The 18,256-nt window shown below is 54.6% G+C and carries 15 protein-coding genes and 1 pseudogene; 12 read left to right on the forward strand and 4 right to left on the reverse strand.

Going from position 1 to position 18,256, the window contains the following annotated elements:
- Positions 1-401 precede the first annotated feature (401 nt).
- Positions 402-1,532, reverse strand: a complete 1,131-nt coding sequence (locus tag HMPREF2751_RS05420; protein WP_083304414.1) for a DNA cytosine methyltransferase — start codon at positions 1,530-1,532, stop codon at positions 402-404.
- 34 nt (positions 1,533-1,566) lie between these two features.
- Between HMPREF2751_RS05420 and HMPREF2751_RS05425 the strand changes: the two genes are divergently transcribed.
- Together HMPREF2751_RS05425 and HMPREF2751_RS05430 are read left to right on the forward strand one after the other, a co-directional pair.
- The gene (locus HMPREF2751_RS05425; protein ID WP_083304415.1) at positions 1,567-1,860 is read left to right on the forward strand and encodes a helix-turn-helix transcriptional regulator; all 294 of its coding nucleotides are present in this window, start codon (positions 1,567-1,569) and stop codon (positions 1,858-1,860) included.
- Positions 1,847-3,508 carry a hypothetical protein gene (locus HMPREF2751_RS05430; RefSeq protein ID WP_070595638.1) on the forward strand — a complete coding sequence of 554 codons (1,662 nt, stop codon included), beginning with the start codon at positions 1,847-1,849 and terminating at the stop codon, positions 3,506-3,508. The genes HMPREF2751_RS05425 and HMPREF2751_RS05430 overlap by 14 nt, the downstream gene beginning before the upstream one ends.
- Positions 3,509-3,557: 49 nt before the next feature.
- On the opposite strand, the gene HMPREF2751_RS05435 is transcribed toward HMPREF2751_RS05430, so the two are convergent.
- On the reverse strand, positions 3,558-3,890 hold the full coding sequence (locus tag HMPREF2751_RS05435; RefSeq protein ID WP_070595639.1) for a hypothetical protein: 333 nt from the start codon (positions 3,888-3,890) through the stop codon (positions 3,558-3,560).
- 236 nt (positions 3,891-4,126) lie between these two features.
- Between HMPREF2751_RS05435 and HMPREF2751_RS05440 the strand changes: the two genes are divergently transcribed.
- From HMPREF2751_RS05440 to HMPREF2751_RS05465, 5 genes are all read left to right on the forward strand, one after another.
- Entirely contained in the window at positions 4,127-5,176 is a 1,050-nt protein-coding gene (locus tag HMPREF2751_RS05440; protein ID WP_070595640.1) for a DNA cytosine methyltransferase, read from the forward strand.
- Between the two features lie 18 nt (positions 5,177-5,194).
- Complete coding sequence (locus HMPREF2751_RS05445; RefSeq protein WP_141747447.1) at positions 5,195-7,291, forward strand: ATP-binding protein; 2,097 nt, start codon at positions 5,195-5,197, stop codon at positions 7,289-7,291.
- A gap of 378 nt (positions 7,292-7,669) precedes the next feature.
- Positions 7,670-7,864 carry a PspC domain-containing protein gene (locus HMPREF2751_RS05455; RefSeq protein ID WP_070595643.1) on the forward strand — a complete coding sequence of 65 codons (195 nt, stop codon included), beginning with the start codon at positions 7,670-7,672 and terminating at the stop codon, positions 7,862-7,864.
- A 51-nt stretch (positions 7,865-7,915) separates the two neighbouring features.
- Positions 7,916-8,206 carry a PspC domain-containing protein gene (locus tag HMPREF2751_RS05460; protein ID WP_070595644.1) on the forward strand — a complete coding sequence of 97 codons (291 nt, stop codon included), beginning with the start codon at positions 7,916-7,918 and terminating at the stop codon, positions 8,204-8,206.
- A gap of 308 nt (positions 8,207-8,514) precedes the next feature.
- Entirely contained in the window at positions 8,515-9,141 is a 627-nt protein-coding gene (locus HMPREF2751_RS05465) for a hypothetical protein (protein WP_070595645.1), read from the forward strand.
- Positions 9,142-9,242: 101 nt separating this feature from the next.
- Here the strand turns inward: HMPREF2751_RS05465 and HMPREF2751_RS05470 are convergent, their stop codons facing one another.
- Both HMPREF2751_RS05470 and HMPREF2751_RS05475 read right to left on the reverse strand, forming a co-directional pair.
- On the reverse strand, positions 9,243-9,860 hold the full coding sequence (locus HMPREF2751_RS05470) for a DNA-3-methyladenine glycosylase I (RefSeq protein WP_070595646.1): 618 nt from the start codon (positions 9,858-9,860) through the stop codon (positions 9,243-9,245).
- Between the two features lie 52 nt (positions 9,861-9,912).
- Positions 9,913-10,830 carry a 2-dehydropantoate 2-reductase gene (locus tag HMPREF2751_RS05475; RefSeq protein WP_070595660.1) on the reverse strand — a complete coding sequence of 306 codons (918 nt, stop codon included), beginning with the start codon at positions 10,828-10,830 and terminating at the stop codon, positions 9,913-9,915.
- A gap of 261 nt (positions 10,831-11,091) precedes the next feature.
- Here HMPREF2751_RS05475 and HMPREF2751_RS05480 point away from each other — a divergent pair, with 261 nt between their 5' ends.
- The 5 genes and pseudogenes from HMPREF2751_RS05480 to brnQ all read left to right on the forward strand — a co-directional run bounded on the left by HMPREF2751_RS05480 (position 11,092) and on the right by brnQ (position 18,189).
- A complete protein-coding gene (locus tag HMPREF2751_RS05480; protein WP_049189584.1) occupies positions 11,092-13,212 on the forward strand; it encodes a glucose PTS transporter subunit IIA in 2,121 nt (706 codons plus the stop codon).
- Between the two features lie 65 nt (positions 13,213-13,277).
- Positions 13,278-14,093: pseudogene (locus HMPREF2751_RS10905) on the forward strand (PRD domain-containing protein); the annotation flags it as partial.
- Positions 14,094-14,270: 177 nt separating this feature from the next.
- The gene (locus tag HMPREF2751_RS10910) at positions 14,271-14,537 is read left to right on the forward strand and encodes an HPr family phosphocarrier protein (protein ID WP_224433282.1); all 267 of its coding nucleotides are present in this window, start codon (positions 14,271-14,273) and stop codon (positions 14,535-14,537) included.
- A gap of 88 nt (positions 14,538-14,625) precedes the next feature.
- On the forward strand, positions 14,626-16,317 hold the full coding sequence (ptsP, locus tag HMPREF2751_RS05490) for a phosphoenolpyruvate--protein phosphotransferase (protein ID WP_049189586.1): 1,692 nt from the start codon (positions 14,626-14,628) through the stop codon (positions 16,315-16,317).
- A gap of 468 nt (positions 16,318-16,785) precedes the next feature.
- Positions 16,786-18,189, forward strand: a complete 1,404-nt coding sequence (gene brnQ / locus HMPREF2751_RS05495) for a branched-chain amino acid transport system II carrier protein (protein ID WP_070595648.1) — start codon at positions 16,786-16,788, stop codon at positions 18,187-18,189.
- The last annotated feature ends 67 nt before the right edge of the window (positions 18,190-18,256 follow it).

Below are 18,256 nucleotides of genomic sequence, written 5' to 3' on the forward strand. Positions count from 1 at the left end.
GTCCGGTATACCGGACTACATCTCCCTAACCTGCACTGTTTAATTCCCACCCTGACGACTCCAGCCGCTACAGTGGAAGCTATGACCACGGCCCGCCACCCCAGGGCGCGGGCGCACCTCACGCCCCTCCCCCCCCAACGCGCACTACCCCGCCTGGCCGAACGGCCCCACCTGCGGCGGCGCCGACGCACCCGTGCAGACCTTCGTTGCGAACCTCGCCGCGGTTGTTGAAACGAACCTCACCGCGGGATTCTCCCAAGCAGAACTATGCAGGCGCGCCGAGGTCGTCAAGGCGACACTGACGAAGATTCTCCAGGGCGCAGTGTGGCCCGATTCGCGCACCGTGGCGAGGTTCGAGACGGCTGTGCAGCAAAGGCTGTGGGTGGGGCCGGCGTAAGCACCTAGACCTCAATCGCTTCACGCACAACGCTGGCTACTGCGAAACCAAGCAACGGCGGAACTGCATTGCCAATTTGACGGAAACGCGCTGACTGCCTTCCCTGCCACGGAACATCCCGAGGGAAAGTCTGCAAGACCGCAGCTTCCTCAACGGTGAGGCGACGCATCCTCGCAGTGTCGGGTACGTCAGAAAGCGGCTCTTGGTTTTCGTAGAAAAGCCGACGATGGTAGTTTTCGACCCAAGCTTTCCCTCCGTCTAGCTGGTCGAGATCGACAATCGGAGTGCGATTGCCTCCCATTGAGGCGGGCAGTGTCTGCGATGGCTTGTCCAGATTGATGACACGCCCCTGGCCATTGAAGAGCATCCCGGCAAAAGGAGATTTTCGCAACACTGGTTTCTTGGCGAGAGTGATCTTCGCCGTGCATAGGCTGTCATTTCCGGGTTCTCCTGCCGGAGGGAGCGTCAGCAAGGCAGCACGCGCGGACGGCGGATTTTCTTCCGTTGGAGGTTTCGGCCAATTGAGTTCCACCCCATCAACTGGAGTTCCAATCAAGAACATTCTTTCTCGGGACTGTGGCACCCCCCAGTGAGACGCGTTAAGCACAACTAGGTCAACTTTGTAGCACTCGCCCGCTTTTTCTTTGAGGGCTTCGATGATGTCTGCCCACCGCCGATTTCGTGCAAGAGCTGCAACGTTTTCCATGATGAAGGCTCGTGGTTTGATCGTCGAAACGATACCCAGAAAGTCAAAAACATGCTTTGATCGTGGGTCATCGGGGTTCATGAGGCCAGCAACAGAGAAGCCTTGGCATGGTGGACCGCCGACGACCAGGTCAGCCATCCCTGGGTAGAATTGGCCACTGAGTGACCGAACATCAGCGGAAATGGCGGTGTGGCCTTTGAATCGGGCTGCGGTTTCCCCCCATTCAGGGTCTTTTACCTGAGATAGCATCGCGTGCGTGGCAACGGCATCCGGGTCAATGTCGTTGGCGAACACTGGGCGAAAACCTGCTCTAGCGACTCCCAAATCTAGCCCTCCGGCACCAGAGTAGAGCGAAACGAATGTCGGCCCGTCTAGCCCATTTGAGGGGTGAGCGCTAGGTGTATTTGTCATAACCCAGCACGCTATCATGCGCTGGCGCTTTTAGCTCATCTACCCTACCGCTATGCCTGAAATCCCCTCCCTCGAATTCGACACCATGCTCGCGCAGGAGTTGTGTCAGAGGCGAAAGAGGCTAGGGATGTCCCAGACCGCTCTTGCCGAAGAGCTGGGAATTGACCAGACATCAGTATCAAAAATTGAAGCCGGTGCGCGTCGAATTAGCGCGCACACCGCCTTGCGATGGCTTGTAACTTTGGGCACAACGGCAGACGAAGCTGGAGCAGTCCTTGCCCAGCTGTGGCACGAGTCGGGTGCTGAATCAAAGAGCCTGTGGAGTCTGGCTGATGACCATAACTGATTACGCGTTTTACCGCGCGGTAGCCAGTCTTCAACTCCCCATACCGGATGAAAAACTCGACGAGGCCTGCACAGCGATTTTCCAAGCGATTTCGGGAACCGAAAAGATACAACACGCAGAAGATGCTGCCATCATTCTCAGTGACTCCATCGAAGAATGGGCATTGACCTCCACTGCGCCCCCGGTGCTTAAGAAAGCACTTGCCGCTGGCTTAGGAGTTGGCAACGACAGGTTCTCCCTTACCAGCGATGAATACCTCAAAGCTTATGCGCGGCTGCGCAATGGCGGACGAGATTGGACCCCTCTTGACCATTCGTCTTCGGTGCTTTTGCTATCTCGCGCACGCCTGATTCTCGACTTTGTAGCAATCAAGAAGTTCTCCGGGGCCCATATCTCACAGGTTTTCGCCACGACTGAAAAAGCGCTCCTCGTCCATTACAACGCCATTCATGCCGTAGCCCAATCAAAGGGGTTGGACCCCAGTCTCGACAAAGGTAGGGCTGGCGAAGAATTGTGGGGCCAGGACACTGCCCGTTCGTCGGTACTTTTCGCCGACTCGAATGAAGACGAAAGCTGCGTTATTGCAGGTGAGTTAATTTCACAATGGGCGCCAAGCATGGGAGAAAGCTGCGCTCTTGACCTCTTGCACCTAGCCAAAGGTGTCACATCAGATACCACGAGTGACCCTAAATGGCCGTATATCCAGATGCTGCACTGGTGTGTATTGTCGCAAGAGTTTTTCGATCACCCGCCCACCTACTTGTACGAGTTCAGCCCCCGTTCAACGCTCTTTACCGAAACCATTTGCGGAAAATACGCGGCAGCTACTGGAAACCCGATTCTCAACAATGCTAAAGCGGTAGCGAAACTCGACCATAGTTGGGCGATGAACCGCAAAGCGACCGAAGCTCACTCCCTCGTCAGCTTGCTCGAAACCATCGAATCCCTCCCTTACCAAGCACGCCGGGAAGTCTGCCGCGTTATCCGTGCGTGGATTGCCCGAATCATCAGTTTGGCGCAAGTTGACTCGACCGAACTTCCCACCTCGCTTTATCTCGATGACTACCTTGCCTTGACCCACTACATCTGCGACAACGAAACATATACTTCGGGTGTCATTGAGCAACGTGTGGTCGACGCACTTGGCATGGTCCATTACGCCAAGCCCGGCTGGAAGCCAAGGGGAATTGGCGATAGCGTCAACGCCTCGAACATAAGCAGGAAGAAACTCGGAGACATTGAGTTCGCCAACATTGATGCTCGCATAGCCATTGCTATCGAAGCACACGGGGGCGTGTTGACCGCGCCTTATGTCGCGGCCCACCACAAGTCACTTGTGAGAATCGTTCAACAAAGGCTTGATGATTCTTGGCTTGCTATTGACGATGCCGACAAATGGACGATCAAGGTAGTTTTTGTCGGCCATGGAATAGACCCCGACTTGCCTACTTCGGATTCAATTCTCGGGGTCAACGTCATATACGACTACATGGACTACCACGATTTTGCCCGCACCGCCCTGTCGGAAGCCGAAGAATCCGACCTAGAATCAGCATTTGAGCGTTACCTCCGAAGTGCGCTTAACAATCGTACCGTAAGGCAAAGCGCCCGCGACCGCGCCCTAGCCATTATCGAAAGCACGCGATAACCTCCCCCAAAGGTCTTCACTTTTGATCCGCGAGACAGACCGGAAGCAATTACTTGGGTATGATGCCCGGCATTGTGTCAGCGACTTCAGAGACATACATGTAGGCAGGGGTATCTTGCGTGAGTGGCTGACGGTTGATGTTGAGGATAACCGCCGAAGCATCCACGTCCCGGATAGCCGTAGAGGACTCGCAACGGGTAGCCTCGTTACGGAAGGCGGTACGGCCCGGCGGAGCGAAGAGCGTGACGGAATCGAACGTAACGACCGGCTCCATGTCGGCAGCCTCGTTCATGGGGTCAAGTAGGTCGCCGTCGAAGAAAATCTCCAGGTGTACAATGTCGCTAGCAAGCGGACGGAAGACGGAGAGAGCGAAGTGTTCCATAACTACCAGGCTATAAAGGATGAGTTTGCCTGGATTGAAAAACTGGAACGATGAGCAGATTCTTTAACTGTTTTTCAGAGGAAGCACATAGGATGTGACTAGTAAAAGAACGAGATGGAATACTCAGCGGTACATTGGCTTGACGTCTTGTACGTATAAGAGCACCAGTTCGGTTGGCTAAGCGCACTCGACCTCCCAGTTCAGAGAACAAAAGCAATTTCGTTAGGAACCACGCAATGAAACTCCGCAGCGTTGATCTTTTTTGTGGCGTAGGTGGGTTAACTTACGGAACCAGTTCGACCGGCATCGAAGTAATTGCAGGATATGACAATGATGCCAAAAGTAAGCTGGCGTACGAAGAAAACAACCCCGGCACAAGGTTTATCCCTCAAGACGTTGCGCTGATCCAGCCTGGAGAAATATCATCCCTGTACCCTAAAGACACCGACGTTCGAATCCTTATGGGATGCGCACCTTGCCAACCGTTCTCAACATATAATCGGCAGCCTCGAAACTCTCCAGCGAGAAGCTCAAAAATGGAGCTTCTTAGCTACTTCGGTATTCACATCAAAGATGTCATGCCTGAAATCATCTCGATGGAAAATGTACCTAACCTAGCCAAGGAACCCGTATTTGGACAATTTGTCGACCTTCTTACAGAACTCGGTTACCACATCGACTGGAAAGTGGTGAACGCTGCACACTACGGCGTACCCCAGTCTAGGAAGCGACTGCTGTTGTTAGCGTCCAGACTCGGGCAAATTTCACTGTTGCCCCCTACCCATGACAAAGACAACTTTATTACTGTCCGGGATAGAATCGGTCGACTTCCAAAGTTGGAAGCTGGCGAGACTCACCCAACAGATAATCTCCATCGCTCACGTTCCCTAACTGAACTAAATTTGAAACGCATTCGCGCTTCTAAACCTGGTGGAACGTGGAAAGATTGGCCTAAGAATCTACTGCCGGAGGCCTACTTAAAGCCGTCAGGGCAATCATTCAAATCAGTGTACGGGCGACTGCAATGGGATCAGCTTTCGTCAACTATCACGACTCAGTTCATTGGCTATGGTTCGGGGCGATTCGGACACCCTTCACAAGATCGAGCGCTGAGCTTGAGAGAAGGAGCCCTTTTGCAGACCTTCCCCGAAGAATACATTTTCGTACCCAAAGACACCGGAAGCGAATACCATGTTCAACCAATCGCTACTCAAATAGGGAATGCTGTCCCGCCACGGCTAGGTGAAGTGATTGGAGAAAGCATAAAAGCCCATTTGAACATCTGATTGGGCTATTCTTTGACTATGGATAACCTCGGACCAATCGAATTTCACACAGCTAATACTGCGGCAACACATCTGGGCAGAAAGCTCTACACAAGTTCTCCGTCGGCCCTTGCGGAACTAGTTGCGAACTCCTACGACGCCTACGCTGACCACATTTGGATCGAACTTGATTCAAAAGCCCGGCGCATTGTTGTAGCAGATGATGGCATTGGGATGTCTTTTCCTGCCGTTAAGAAGCAATATGCTCGTATTGGCCATCCAAAAGAACCAGTAGCAATTCCAAACGGAAAACCTGAACGCAACCCAATGGGAAAGAAGGGGATTGGAAAACTCGCATCTTTTAGTCTTGGAGACACCTATACCGTCTACACCAAGACCCAAAACGATCCAAAATGGATCACTTTCGACCTATCTTATGCGCAAATGGTGAGCACGGCGAATGAAAAATCCTACGAAACAGAAGCCACACTCCTAGATGCCTTACCAGAAGAGATCTCCACCCCGGGCATAAACTCCGGCTTTATAGTAGTAATCCAGAACCTAAGAAGGAATATTACTAAGTCAACTATTGATAATCTGAAAGTGCAGTTGACCAGAAGATTTTCCATTAGTCATTCAAATGTGCAAATCACGGTTAATGGAGACGAGGTAGATCTCTCTCCTTCCGAATTGCTTTATACGCATATCCAAGCGGTTAATTACGTCGGTCATACGCGCGAAGATATTGAGGAAATGTTTCCCAAGGCCAGAGATATTCAAGAGTACACCCCTCAAAAGACTGCTGGATCTCTCACCCCTGAAAACCTAAATGAACTGGCCGAAAAGAAAGTTAAAGCATGGTTAGGTGTGGTCGACAAACCCAACCGATTGACCGAGCTTAGCCTTGGGGGCGTACTTGTTTACATTAACGGAAAGATCGCAGACGAGGATTTACTCAAATCAAACAAATCAGCCCAAATGGGTGGACGCTACGTGACAGGCGAAATCACCGCCGACTACCTCAATTTACAGCCCGAAGACCCGATAACATCGTCTCGACAAGGCCTCGATCAATCAGACGGGAACGTGGCTTTGCTAATAGAACTCGCGGAAGCCATGCAAAACAGAGCTATCCAACAATGGGACGCTATTAAGCACGAGGAAGTCCGAAAGCGCCTGCCCGAGCGCGTCAAGGAAGACGAAAAGTATGTCAATTGGGAGAAGAAGCTTTCACCAAAGCAAAAGCAGTTCAATAACAAGTTGTTGCGATTGATGGGAACTTTTGAAGACTTCGAAAATGATGACTGGATGAAGGATGAGGAGAAGATATCGTTCTTGAACAGCATCACCACTTTGGTAGAAAGCCTCGAACTTCGGGAAATCTCACACTATCTTCCAGAATCTGTGACAGACCAACATCAGTTACTCTCCCTAGTGACCAAGTACCTGGGCAATGTCGCCAGGCAAGATCGCTGGCAAATGGCTGATGCAGCCGCTAAGCGGTTAAATGCTATCAATCAGCTACAGGAGTTAGTCAACAAGAAAAAAGAGTTTGAAAGCGCATTTGAAATCTGTTTGTTTGAAAACCCATGGCTGCTCAATCCCTTTTGGAATCGAACTGGAAAATCAGATGATCAACTCAAAATAATGCGCCAGCATTTTGCGAGCCTTCAAGATACATCTCAAGGAAGGGACAAACGCGGGTTCATTGATATTTATGTCGAAGTTGCGGAAAAAGAGCTGCCAGTGATAGTGGAACTCAAACGACACGATGGAACTGGACATTCAGCGCCGCGAAATATCACCAAAGGCCAGGTCTCCGACCAAATTGACCACTATCGCAAAGGCTTGTTTTCGAAGCTGCCTTTAGAGAAACAAAGGGGGAGGGATTTCGGCGATATTCCTGCTATTTTCATCGCCCCAGGAAACTCCATTCGAGCTGACAACAAAACTGTCGGATTAAGTCTCACAGATATCGAGTCGCTACTCAAAGATAATATCACTGTAAAAACGTACGAACAGCTACTTGAAGAAGCGCGCGCCTCTTATCAAGACTTCTTTTTAGCTCAAAGAGGAAATGAAGATTTACCGTATTTTCGATTTGATCTCGACACGGAAATTCAGAACGAGGAATGACAATGTATAGCACTTCGGGTAGATGCTCGCCCCCCCCCGGTCAGCGATTGCGCTACCCCAAAGTGCCGTCAAAAAAGCTGATGAGCGGAGTTCGGCCGACATATCAAGACGCGTTGGGTAAGTGCCCCTCCGCCGTGGGAATTGGCGGGGAGGTTTCGTGGGAAACTCTGACCTGGGGGTTTACGTTCGTGCAGGTCAGGGAGTTGTTCAAATGTGCCCGCGCGCAGCAAAAACTCGCTTGACGACGCCCACACCGCTACCCCACCTAACCATCTTGGGGTAGCGGTGCTTTTAGCTGGGGCATGCTGTTTTAGTCGGCACATTTAGTAGAGCCAGCACCACTGCGAACTAAACGGATCAGGGCTACCCTTGAAAGGTATGAACAACAAGTCACTGACCCGTTCCACCAATAACAAAATGGTTGCCGGTGTGCTCGGTGGGTTCGCTGAGTACTTCAACTGGGATGCGACTTTGCTGCGCGTTATATTTGTCGCGTCTTTCCTGATGCCGGGCCCGCAGTTTCTTCTCTACATTGCAGCATGGATTATCATGCCGAAGGAAACTTACGCATAAGCGCAATCAACCGGAAGTACTTAAATATCCATACCTTGGAGTATTTATCTAATGAGCGATGCCGCTCCCGAAAAATCCACCAAGAAAATTTACCGCTCGCGTAATGACCGCCTCCTCGGTGGCGTCCTCGCAGGAATTGCGGAAAGCCAAGGTTGGGATATCACTTTCACACGAATGGTCTACATCATCCTTCCCTGCGTTGGATCGATGCTTGGCTGGAAGATTGGCGCTGGATTCCTCGCTCTTTACCTCTTGGCCTGGTTCGTCCTACCAGATGGTGAGTACACGCTTGACGACGAGGCCCGCGGCTCCAATCCCGCAGGGAAAGAAAATAAGCAATAAATGTCAAGCTTAATAAGATTGATACCTATCCGTTACCCGGAACGTCCTCACCAGCACTATTCCAATTTCGCAGTCACGCAAAATCGGTAACAAATAGTGAACAAAGTGCACAGATTCACGTCATTTGACTTGCGCAAGTCTCAGAATTACCTAATGTTCTTTCTGTACGGCTTTGAAGCCACGCCCTCTTCCGATGCCTGATATTCAAAAGAATTGTCATTTTCTCTTTGAATTTAATTCGGGCAAATAGTGGAAGATGCCAATAATTGAATAGGTAACTTAGTTAGCTCTCAAGAAAGTGGTTTGAAATGCAGAACAAGAAGATGACCCGTATCGCTACCGCAATCGTCGGCTCCGCCGCTCTTCTCGGCGGCCTGGCTGCATGTTCTTCCGATGATGCACAGGATGCTGCTAACAACGCCAAGGATCAGGCTGGCCAGGTAGCAACCGACGCCACTGATAAGGCTGGCGACGCTGCTGACGGCGCCAAGGATAAGGCTGGCGACGCTGCTGACGGTGCTAAGGACAAGGCTAACGAGGCTATGAACGGTCTGGGTCTGGGCGACGCTGCTGGCGAGGATGTGGCAGAAGCTGACCTGCCTGAGTCCATCACCGAGGCAGCTTCTTCCTTCACCTCCCCGTACGGTACTGAAGCTGGCGAGTTCAAGTCCGCTAAGAAGGTCGGCGACGCAGTTGCCGCTGAATACGAGAATGTCACCTTCGTTGAGTCCCCGGAGACCAATGGTGCACAGCCACTGATTGGTAAGATTCGCGAGACTTGGGTCGCCAACGGTGCACTGGAAAACGAGATTGGTCTGCCGACCGCTCCGGAGTCCGAGATTGAAAACGGCTGGGAGCAGCCGTTCACTAAGGACACCATGAAGTGGACCTCTGAGGACGGCCAGAACTACACCGACTCCTACGAGAACAAGTAGTTCTACGCCGACCGGTAGATTATGAGCGTGCCTGACGGCACGCTCTTTTTCTTTCCCCTTAGCTAGTCACATTCCCCACTCACCTAGTTTCCCCCACTCACCTAGTCAAAAACGCCAGAGGCCCCACGTCGATGTGCGCCAACAATGTTGATATCGACAATCCCTACGGCAGCCATTGATGCAAAGACCGTGGTGGGGCCTACGAACTTAAAACCGGCTTTCTTCAATGCCTTGGCAAGCGCCTTGGACTCTTCGGAGAAGCTGGGAACCTCTTCGATTGAACGTGGCTCCGGAGACTTCTCCGGCTTAAACGACCACATCAGCTCGGCTAAGCCGCCGTTTTCACGCAAGGCAATAGTCGCGGCGGCGTTATTGATTACCGCGGTAATCTTCCTGCGATTCCGAATGATCTGTTCATCACTCATCAGTCTTTCGACGTCTTCGTCATCGAAATCAGCAACCGCATCGGGGTCGAAGTTCGCGAAGGCTTCCCGAAACGCGGGCCGCTTCTTCAGAACTGTCTCCCACGACAGTCCCGCCTGAAATACTTCCAGGCTGAGCCGTTCGAATAGTCCTTGCTCTTCACGCACCGGCATCCCCCACTCGGTATCGTAATAGTCTCTCAGCAGTTCGCTGTGAGCAGCCCATGCCGGTCGAGCCAATCCATCCTCACCGATGATGAGCCCATTGTTTTCCGTGTAGTCCGATCCAATTTTCATCAGTCTTTCCAATCCCCCAATTCCGGTTTGATTTAACTGCGCGCCGCAGCTGTTAATCCTTGTGGTTCTGTTGACGCCCAACCAGAGCGCCATACACCAGATTGAGTGTCGGTGTTTCCACTGACACCTTCTGCCCCATCCGGCGGATTGCGCCAATCTGAGCATCGAGCTCATTGGCAAGGCCTTCGGTGTAGTCACGCTGCATCGACGAGGTGTTGTCGTACCCCTGAGCATCAGTAAAGGCCAAGGTCCGCGACACGATGTCCTCTGTCAGCGCGACACCGCAGGCTCGACCAACTGCTTCAGTTTCTTCAAACATCCGCGTCAAGCTGTCGCGCATTTCCGAACGCAAGTAACCAATCGGGCTATCAGCCAGGGCGCCTAGTGCACCGAGGTTAGCCACGAACATCGCTTTTGCCCAGATATCGACCCAGATATCCGGGAGCTGTTCGCCACCGAGCCCAGCCGTGTGCATTGCCTCGATAACTGCCCCGACCAGGTCATTAGTGGAGCCATCGAATGTGCCGATGTTCAGGCTCATCGGTCCTGGGCGGAAGGTAACTTCCGCCGGGCCAGTGTGGATAAAGAAACCGCGGATAACACCCGGGAACACCTTGTCCTCACCGAACCGCCCCGCTGCCAAATAAGGGATTTCCACCGAGTTATGGGTGGTCACAACCGCGGCTCCAGCCGGAACTTGTGGGAAAGGATCGTTGCCCGGCAGCGCCTTGGTTGCTGCAATCACAACATCGACGTCGACGCCATCGGCAGTGAGTTCACCCCAATTGTCGGCTGCTTTGACGGGGATAATGCTGCGTTCCCCGTGCTCGTCGATAAGCGTGAGCCCCACCTCACGAAGACGTGTCAGGGTCTCGCCGCGGGCGAGAAAGACAACATCATAACCCGCTTGCACGAGGCGACCGCCAAACCAGCCGCCCACAGCTCCTACACCTAAAACTCCAATCCTCATAGCTGCCACCTTACGACTTCCGTGTTGAGCGCGAAGGAAGTTGCATTCGGTTGTCCACAGGCAATCCAGGCTATCCCCAAATGTGAAATTTGAGCTTGAATTACTACCTTGTCAAAACTATGTAAAGCGGAGTAGGGTCGAAGTTAATAGATATCAACCCAGGGTTGTTACTCTTTTGAGGCAAGACCTGAGGCCCACAGTTTGTGGCGCCTCGGGTCTTTTTGCGTTTAACGGCCCTGCTTACTGTGAAGGAAGGTCACGATGGGGTCGTCAAAAGATTCCAGCGCGAGGGCAATAGTTGAAAACCTCGGTGGACCCGGAAACATCACAAGCATGACGCACTGTGCGACGCGTCTGCGTTTTGAACTCGGTGATGTCTCCAAGATCAACGAGGACAAGATTGACAAGGTGCCGGGCGTACTCGGTGTCGTTCACCAGGGCGATAACCGCTACCAGGTCATCTGTGGCGGTGGCGTCGAATCGATGTACACGGCCATTAAGCACCTACCGGAAATGAAGGGTGCCGGCGCAGTCGCCACTAAGTCCGACGCAGACGTTAAGGCAGAAGCTCGCTCGAAGGCACGCGGCAAGTACTCCTGGCTGGACAATTTCTTCGAGTACCTCTCGGATTCCTTCCGCCCAATCCTGGGCGTGCTGTTGGGTGCATCGCTGATTATCGCGATTGCGGCTGTACTCGACGGCCTGAACATCGTCGACTTCCGCGCTGAGGATAAGTCCGCCACCTGGATTTTCGTCGATGCCATGTGGCGCAGCGTCTTCTACTTCCTGCCAATCATGGTCGCCTACAACGCAGCGAAGAAGCTGCGGGTAGATCCATGGCTGGGCGCAGCCATCATGGCTGCCCTAATGACGCCGGAGTTTATGAGTCTGCAGGATACCGATCGCTTCTCGGACACCATCAAGACAGTCAACGAGGAACTCGGTACCGAAACTTTCACCGCCAACATCTTCGGCCTGCCAATGCAGCTCAATGACTACGGCGGACAGGTCTTTGTACCGCTGATCATGGTCGCCATCCTGGCAGTGGTCTACCACGGTTTGAAGAAGATCTTCCCGGAGAATGTGCAGATGGTCTTCGTGCCGTTTATCTCCATGTTGATTATGATTCCGCTGACCGCTTTCCTCATCGGCCCACTGGGAATCTGGCTGGGTAACGGCATCGGCTCCGGCCTGGCATGGATGAACTCGAACGCACCGTTTGTGTTCGCAATTCTCATCCCGATGCTCTACCCGTTCCTGGTGCCACTGGGTCTGCACTGGCCACTGAATGCGCTGATGCTGGTCAATATCCAGACTCTCGGCTACGACTTCATCCAAGGCCCGATGGGTGCCTGGAACTTCGCCTGCTTCGGAGCAACTGCCGGTGTGCTGGTTCTTTCCATGCGCGACCACGACACTCAGATGCGCCAAACTGCAACGGGTGCACTCGCTGCCGGTCTCTTCGGTGGTATCTCCGAGCCGTCCCTCTACGGTATTCACCTGCGCTTCAAGCGGATTTACCCGCGCATGCTGCTCGGCTGTTTCGCCGGCGGTCTGACTATCGCCATCCTGTCGGCTCCGTTCGGTGGTGTGACAACCAACGCCTTCGTCTTCACCTCCCTCATCACCACTGTCGTGTTCAAACCGATGTGGGTCTACCTGATTTCCGTCGCCGTGGCATTCTTCGTCGCCATGTTCGCCATCATTCTCACCGACTACCGCACGCCGGAAGAGAAGGCTGAGGCCGAGGCCGCACGCGCCGCAGAGCTTGACGACGAACCCAGCGACGCCACCCCACACGCTGCCACCAGTGGCTCCGATTCGGCTCCAGCTGAGGCTTCCGGTGACGCTGGTACCAACGCCGAGGCTGCCGCACCGGCTGCTGCGGCAGCTGGCGCCGGTGGTGTCGCAACTGCCGTTGATACCAAGCCTGTACAGGTGCAGGCCCCGGTTGCCGGTGAGGTTGTCAGCCTTGCTGAGGCCGGCGACGCGGTCTTTGCCTCCGGTGCTCTCGGTGACGGTGTCGGTATCAAGCCGACCAGTTCTACCGTGGTCGCACCCGTATCGGGCACGTTGATGACTGTGGCAAAGACCGGTCACGCCTTCGGTATTAAGACCGATGACGGTGTAGAGGTACTCGTCCACGTCGGTATCGACACGGTCAAGATGGCCGGTGAAGGCTTCGATGTCCAGGTTTCCAAGAAGCAGCACGTCGAGGCCGGCGATGTTCTTGCCGAGGTCGATTTCGACAAGGTCAAGGAAGCTGGCTACCCAACCACGACACTGATGACCATCACCAATACCAAGAAGCTGACCAAGGTTTCCCCGGTCACCGGCATCTCCGTCCAAGCCGGCGACACGGTCATCGAAGTTCAGCCATAATTGATTTCTAGAAGGCATACCGGCCTGAAATCCCTCAACTTATGGAGGAGTTCACGGTTACCGACATGGAAATCCTGAGAGTATTCAATAACAACGTGGTTCTGGCCAAGGACGCGACCGGCGAGAAAATCATCACCGGCCGCGGCATTGGCTTCAAGGCCCGCCCGGGGCAGCCGGTTGATTCGAGCAAAGTTGTTCGCATCTTTGTCCCAGCGGAAGGCCGTGATCCGGACCATATTGCCACGATGCTCACAGAAATTCCGCTGGCTCACATGACTCTTGTGACCGATGCGGTAACCGCAGCCGGCCTGCCGGAATCAATGACGAAGAACGCTTCCCTCCTTGTGGCGTTAGCCGATCACATTGGTTTCGCCATCATGAGGGCAGCTAACGGGCAGCGAGCAGATTACCCGCTGCTCGCGGAAGTCAGCCAACTTTATAGTGAAGAATACGCGCAGGCGCAGGCGATTTTGTCGCATATCAATCGCGCTCTCAATGACCGTCGTATAGCACCATTGCCCCGTTCCGAAGCAGTGGCTATTACGTTGCACCTGGTCAACGCCGGGTTTGCCACGGGTGATTTGAGCTTCACCTACACCATGACGGGCGTCCTGCAGCAGCTGCTCACAATCATTGAAAGTGATTTTGGCATCACGCTGGAGCCAGAGACTGTCAATGTGGGGCGCTTCATCACACACCTGCGCTACCTGTTCGTCCGGATTGCCAAGCATGAGCAGTTGAAAGATCACTCCTCCGCTATTGGCCAGGCCATCCGTGACTCCGCCCCAGAGGCGTTTCGCTGCGCACAGCGTATCTCCGCAGTCATTGAACTGCGTCTGGGGTCGGGGTTGACGGAAGACGAAGTTTCCTACCTCACCCTGCACATTGCACGCATTGTGCAGGCAGCGGCTGTATCTCCCACCGCCTCCAGGGTTTCCCGGAGCGTTCGCGACGTTGATGCTAAGCAAGCACCAGCGGGCGGCGCACCCGCGGTGGGATGTACAGGCACTGTGCCTGAGTCAGAAAATTTCACATATTCGACCCGAAAGGATTCAACCATGATTACTCGTACCGCTACCATCGGTTCCTCCGTAGGCCTGCACGCTCGCCCGGCTTCCCTGTTCACTCAGGCTGCTGCTGAGTACGACTACGACATTGTCATTTCCCTTGACGACGAAGAGGCCGATGCCGCCTCGATCCTGGAGGTCATGACCCTCGGCGCTAAGCACGGCGACGAAGTCACGCTGAGCTGCGAGGACGACTCCGCAGCTGCAGCTCTGGACGAGCTTGCAGCCATGCTCGAGCGCGACCTTGATGCCGAGTAAGCCCAGCTAGAACGCTCCTGGATAACACCACGGCACACCACGACCGACGAGTATCCCCGCAGAGGTCCCGAAAAGGAGATCGGAAGCAATGAACGAGCAGCACACTGTCATCTATGGCATCGGTGTCTCGACCGGTACGGCCAGCGCTGAAGTAGTAAAGGTACTCCCCGCCCCGGGAGTTGATACTCAAGAGCCGTCGTCGACCGATCCCGTCGCCGATGGTGAGCGCGTCCGCGCGGCGATGGCCAACGTCGCAGAGTCGCTGAAGAAGCAGGCTGAGCACTCCAGCCCGCAGGCACGCCCGATTCTGGAGGCCACTGCGCAACTGGCTTCCGACAGGGCGCTCGCCAAGGCCGTGGTGAAGAAACTCAAGGCGGGCTCCGGCATCACCCAGGCCGTTCACGATGCCGTTGAAGACTACGCGCAGCTCCTAACCAGTCTCGGTGGCTACATGGCTGAACGTGTCACCGACCTCTACGATGTTCGCGACCGCACAATTTGCGAGCTGCGTGGCCTGCCAAAACCGGGCGTCCCGGATGTCTCCACCCCAACTATTCTGCTTGCCGACGATCTCGCGCCCGCCGAAACCGTGGGTCTTGACCCCGGGTTGGTCGTAGGCATTGCCACCGCCGGTGGCGGGCCGACCAGTCACACGGCTATCCTCGCAGCACAGCTGGGCATTCCAGCCGTCGTTAAGGCGAAGGGCGTCATGGAACTCGAGGCCGGTACCTTCGTCGCCATTGACGGCGGCGCCGGTGAGGTAATTGCGAATCCGACCGCCGATGAGGTCGCCGCGTTGGAAGAGCGCGCTCGACGCCGGGAAGCAGCCCTGGCGCAGTCTGTGGGCGCAGGCAAGACCGCTGATGGGTACCCCGTGAATCTGCTGGCCAACATTGGTACGGCGGAGGATGGTGAGTCTGCAGCAGCGCAGGACAATGAGGGCACCGGCCTGTTCCGTACTGAGTTCCTTTTCCTCGACCGCGACAAGGCTCCGAGTTTGGAGGAACAAACGGAAACCTACACTCGTGTGCTGAAGGCATTCGGTGAGCGACGCGTGGTTGTGCGCACGCTGGATGCGGGTGCGGATAAGCCGCTGAGCTTTGCCGACCTAGGCGAGGAAGAAAACCCGGCGCTGGGTCGCCGCGGACTGCGCCTGTCGCAGGCTCGGGAAGATTTGCTGGATACGCAGCTGGATGCACTCGCCGCTGCGTTTGACGCCACCGGCCGTAAGGCTGACCTGCGGGTTATGGCTCCGATGATCGCAACGGTCGAAGAAACAAAGTGGTTTGCAGACAAGGCACGGGAGCGTGGCCTGCCGAAGGTCGGCATCATGATTGAGGTCCCCGCAGCAGCAATTCGCGCGAAGCAGCTGCTGTCCATTGTGGACTTTGCCTCCATTGGTACTAACGACTTGTCGCAGTACACTATGGCGGCCGACCGTATGCAGGGGGCTCTGGCGGATCTCCTATCGCCATGGCAGCCGGCTGTGCTGCAAATGATTAAGTCCGCATGCAAGGGCGGCAATGCTACCGGCAAGCCCATTAGTGTCTGCGGTGAAGCCGGCGGTGACCCGCTGCTGGCACTGGTCCTGGTGGGACTCGGCGTGAGCTCGCTGTCCATGGCTTCCAAGAAGGTGCCGGCCGTCCGCGCCGCTCTCCGCCTCCACGACCGCGCTACCTGCCAGCAGATGGCAGCATACGCTGTCGATGCCGAAACTGCAGCCGATGCGAAGGCCGCAGTGACCGCGCTGGTGGATCCGAAAGTGAAGGATCTGCTGTAGAGCAGACGGAATTAGTACTAAGCCTGGCGTACACACGCTGTCAGCGTAAACGTGTGCGCCAGGCTCTTTCTCTTTTGTTCGCTGCCCCATCACAGGCAGCAAACTTTCTGGGAAATTTCTTGATTTTCCCTCTCTCGAACGCCCCATTAGGATAAATAGAGTGCCTTCGTCGGCACCACCAACGCCGTCGAAGCCCCTTAATAATTCAAATAAAGACGGCTCATACAAGCCGCAACTTAATTCACGCATCAGGCTCCACCCAGCCCGTGAAAATTCACAATTTCACATTAAGAGTGTCAGTTTTCGACATCGTGGCCTTTCATCTACATGGGCACACGAACTGCAATTGCGCTGCTGTAACGGGCGTTTGCGCCACCGCAGCACAGGCAACAACGGCGTCGCCACAGCAGCTTGCAGCATCGCCCTTGACCTTACGGGCGACACTAATTTAGAAAGAACACAATTCTCATGACCAAGTCGAGCGGAGTGGAGTCCCTGAAGTCTTTCGCTTCCATTATCGTTGTTACAGCTCTCATGCTGTTTTCGATGTTCTTCGGCGCGGGCAACCTCATCTTCCCGCCGAAGCTCGGAGTGGATTCCGGTACCAATTTTGGCCCCTCAATCACCGGCTTCCTGCTCACCGGTGTGGCGTTGCCAGTTCTGGCCATCATCGCCATCGCCATTTCAGGCAACAACCTGCGTGACCTAGCGTTTCGCGCAGGCCGCATCTTTTCCTTGGGCTTCCCGGTAATCGCATACCTTTCCATCGGTGCTTTCTACGCTCTGCCGCGTACCGGTGCCGTGTCGTACGAAACCGGTGTCCAGCCGATTTTCGGCAGTGATTCACTGGCCGTCGCTGCGGCCTTCTACTTTGTTTTCTTCGGTATCGCCTTAGCACTTGCGTGGAATCCGAATGAAATTGTGTCCAAACTGGGCAAGATCCTCACCCCGGCTCTGCTAATTCTCTTGGTTGTATTGGTTGGAATGTCGGCATTCAAATTCGATGCCGCTCCGGCTGCGCCAATTGAGAAGTACTCCTCTACCCCATTTGCCTCCGGCCTGGTCGAGGGCTACCTCACAATGGACTCCATCGCCGGCCTGGCATTCGGCATCATTGTCATTTCTGCCCTCCGCGTCAGCGGTGTCCCAGAGGGCAAGCGTATGGTTCGCGGCACAATGATCTCAGGCCTGTTCGCCGGCATTTTGCTGGCCATCATCTACTTGGGTCTGGGCTATGTCGGCCAGGTGCTGCCGAATGCCGCCTCCTTCGATAACGGCTCGGGCATTCTCGCAGAGGCTTCCAAGCTGGCCATGGGCCAGGTCGGACAAATCATCTTCGGCCTCATCGTTCTGCTCGCATGTATGACCACGGCTGTCGGCCTGATTGCCGCCACCAGCGAGTTCTTCAACCTGCTACTTCCGGGCATCAGTTACAAGGCATGGGCGATTATCTTCACGGTCATGTCCTTCGTAATGGCAACACAGGGGCTGTCTCAGGTACTGGCGATTGCCGCGCCAATCATCACCTTTATTTACCCGCCGGCTATCACTCTGATTGCACTGACTCTTCTCGACCCGGTCATTTCCTACTCCTTCAAGCTGCATTACACCTACCGCCTGGGCGTCTGGGTTGCCACCATCTGGTCGGGTATCTCAGTACTCTCCGGTTTGGGTGTCGGTGGTTCTGCTTTGGCGGACTTCCTCAGTCTCGTACCTGGTCAGACCATCGAGTTCGGATGGTTCCTGCCGACTCTGGCAGCGACGGTGATCGGATACGCAATTGACGTCGTCACGCGAAAGCAGCGCGCAAATCGCCCGGCGAGTGTGCTTGCCGACGAGACCGTTGCAGAAGAGGTAGCCGAAAAGGCGTAAAACCACACCCGGTTATTTGCGTTGCATAACGTAAATACCGCACGCTAGAGAAGTAAATTCCATCCGA

It is taken from the genome of Corynebacterium sp. HMSC063G05 (genome assembly GCF_001810555.1).
GTDB classification, from domain to species: Bacteria; Actinomycetota; Actinomycetes; order Mycobacteriales; family Mycobacteriaceae; genus Corynebacterium; species Corynebacterium jeikeium_D.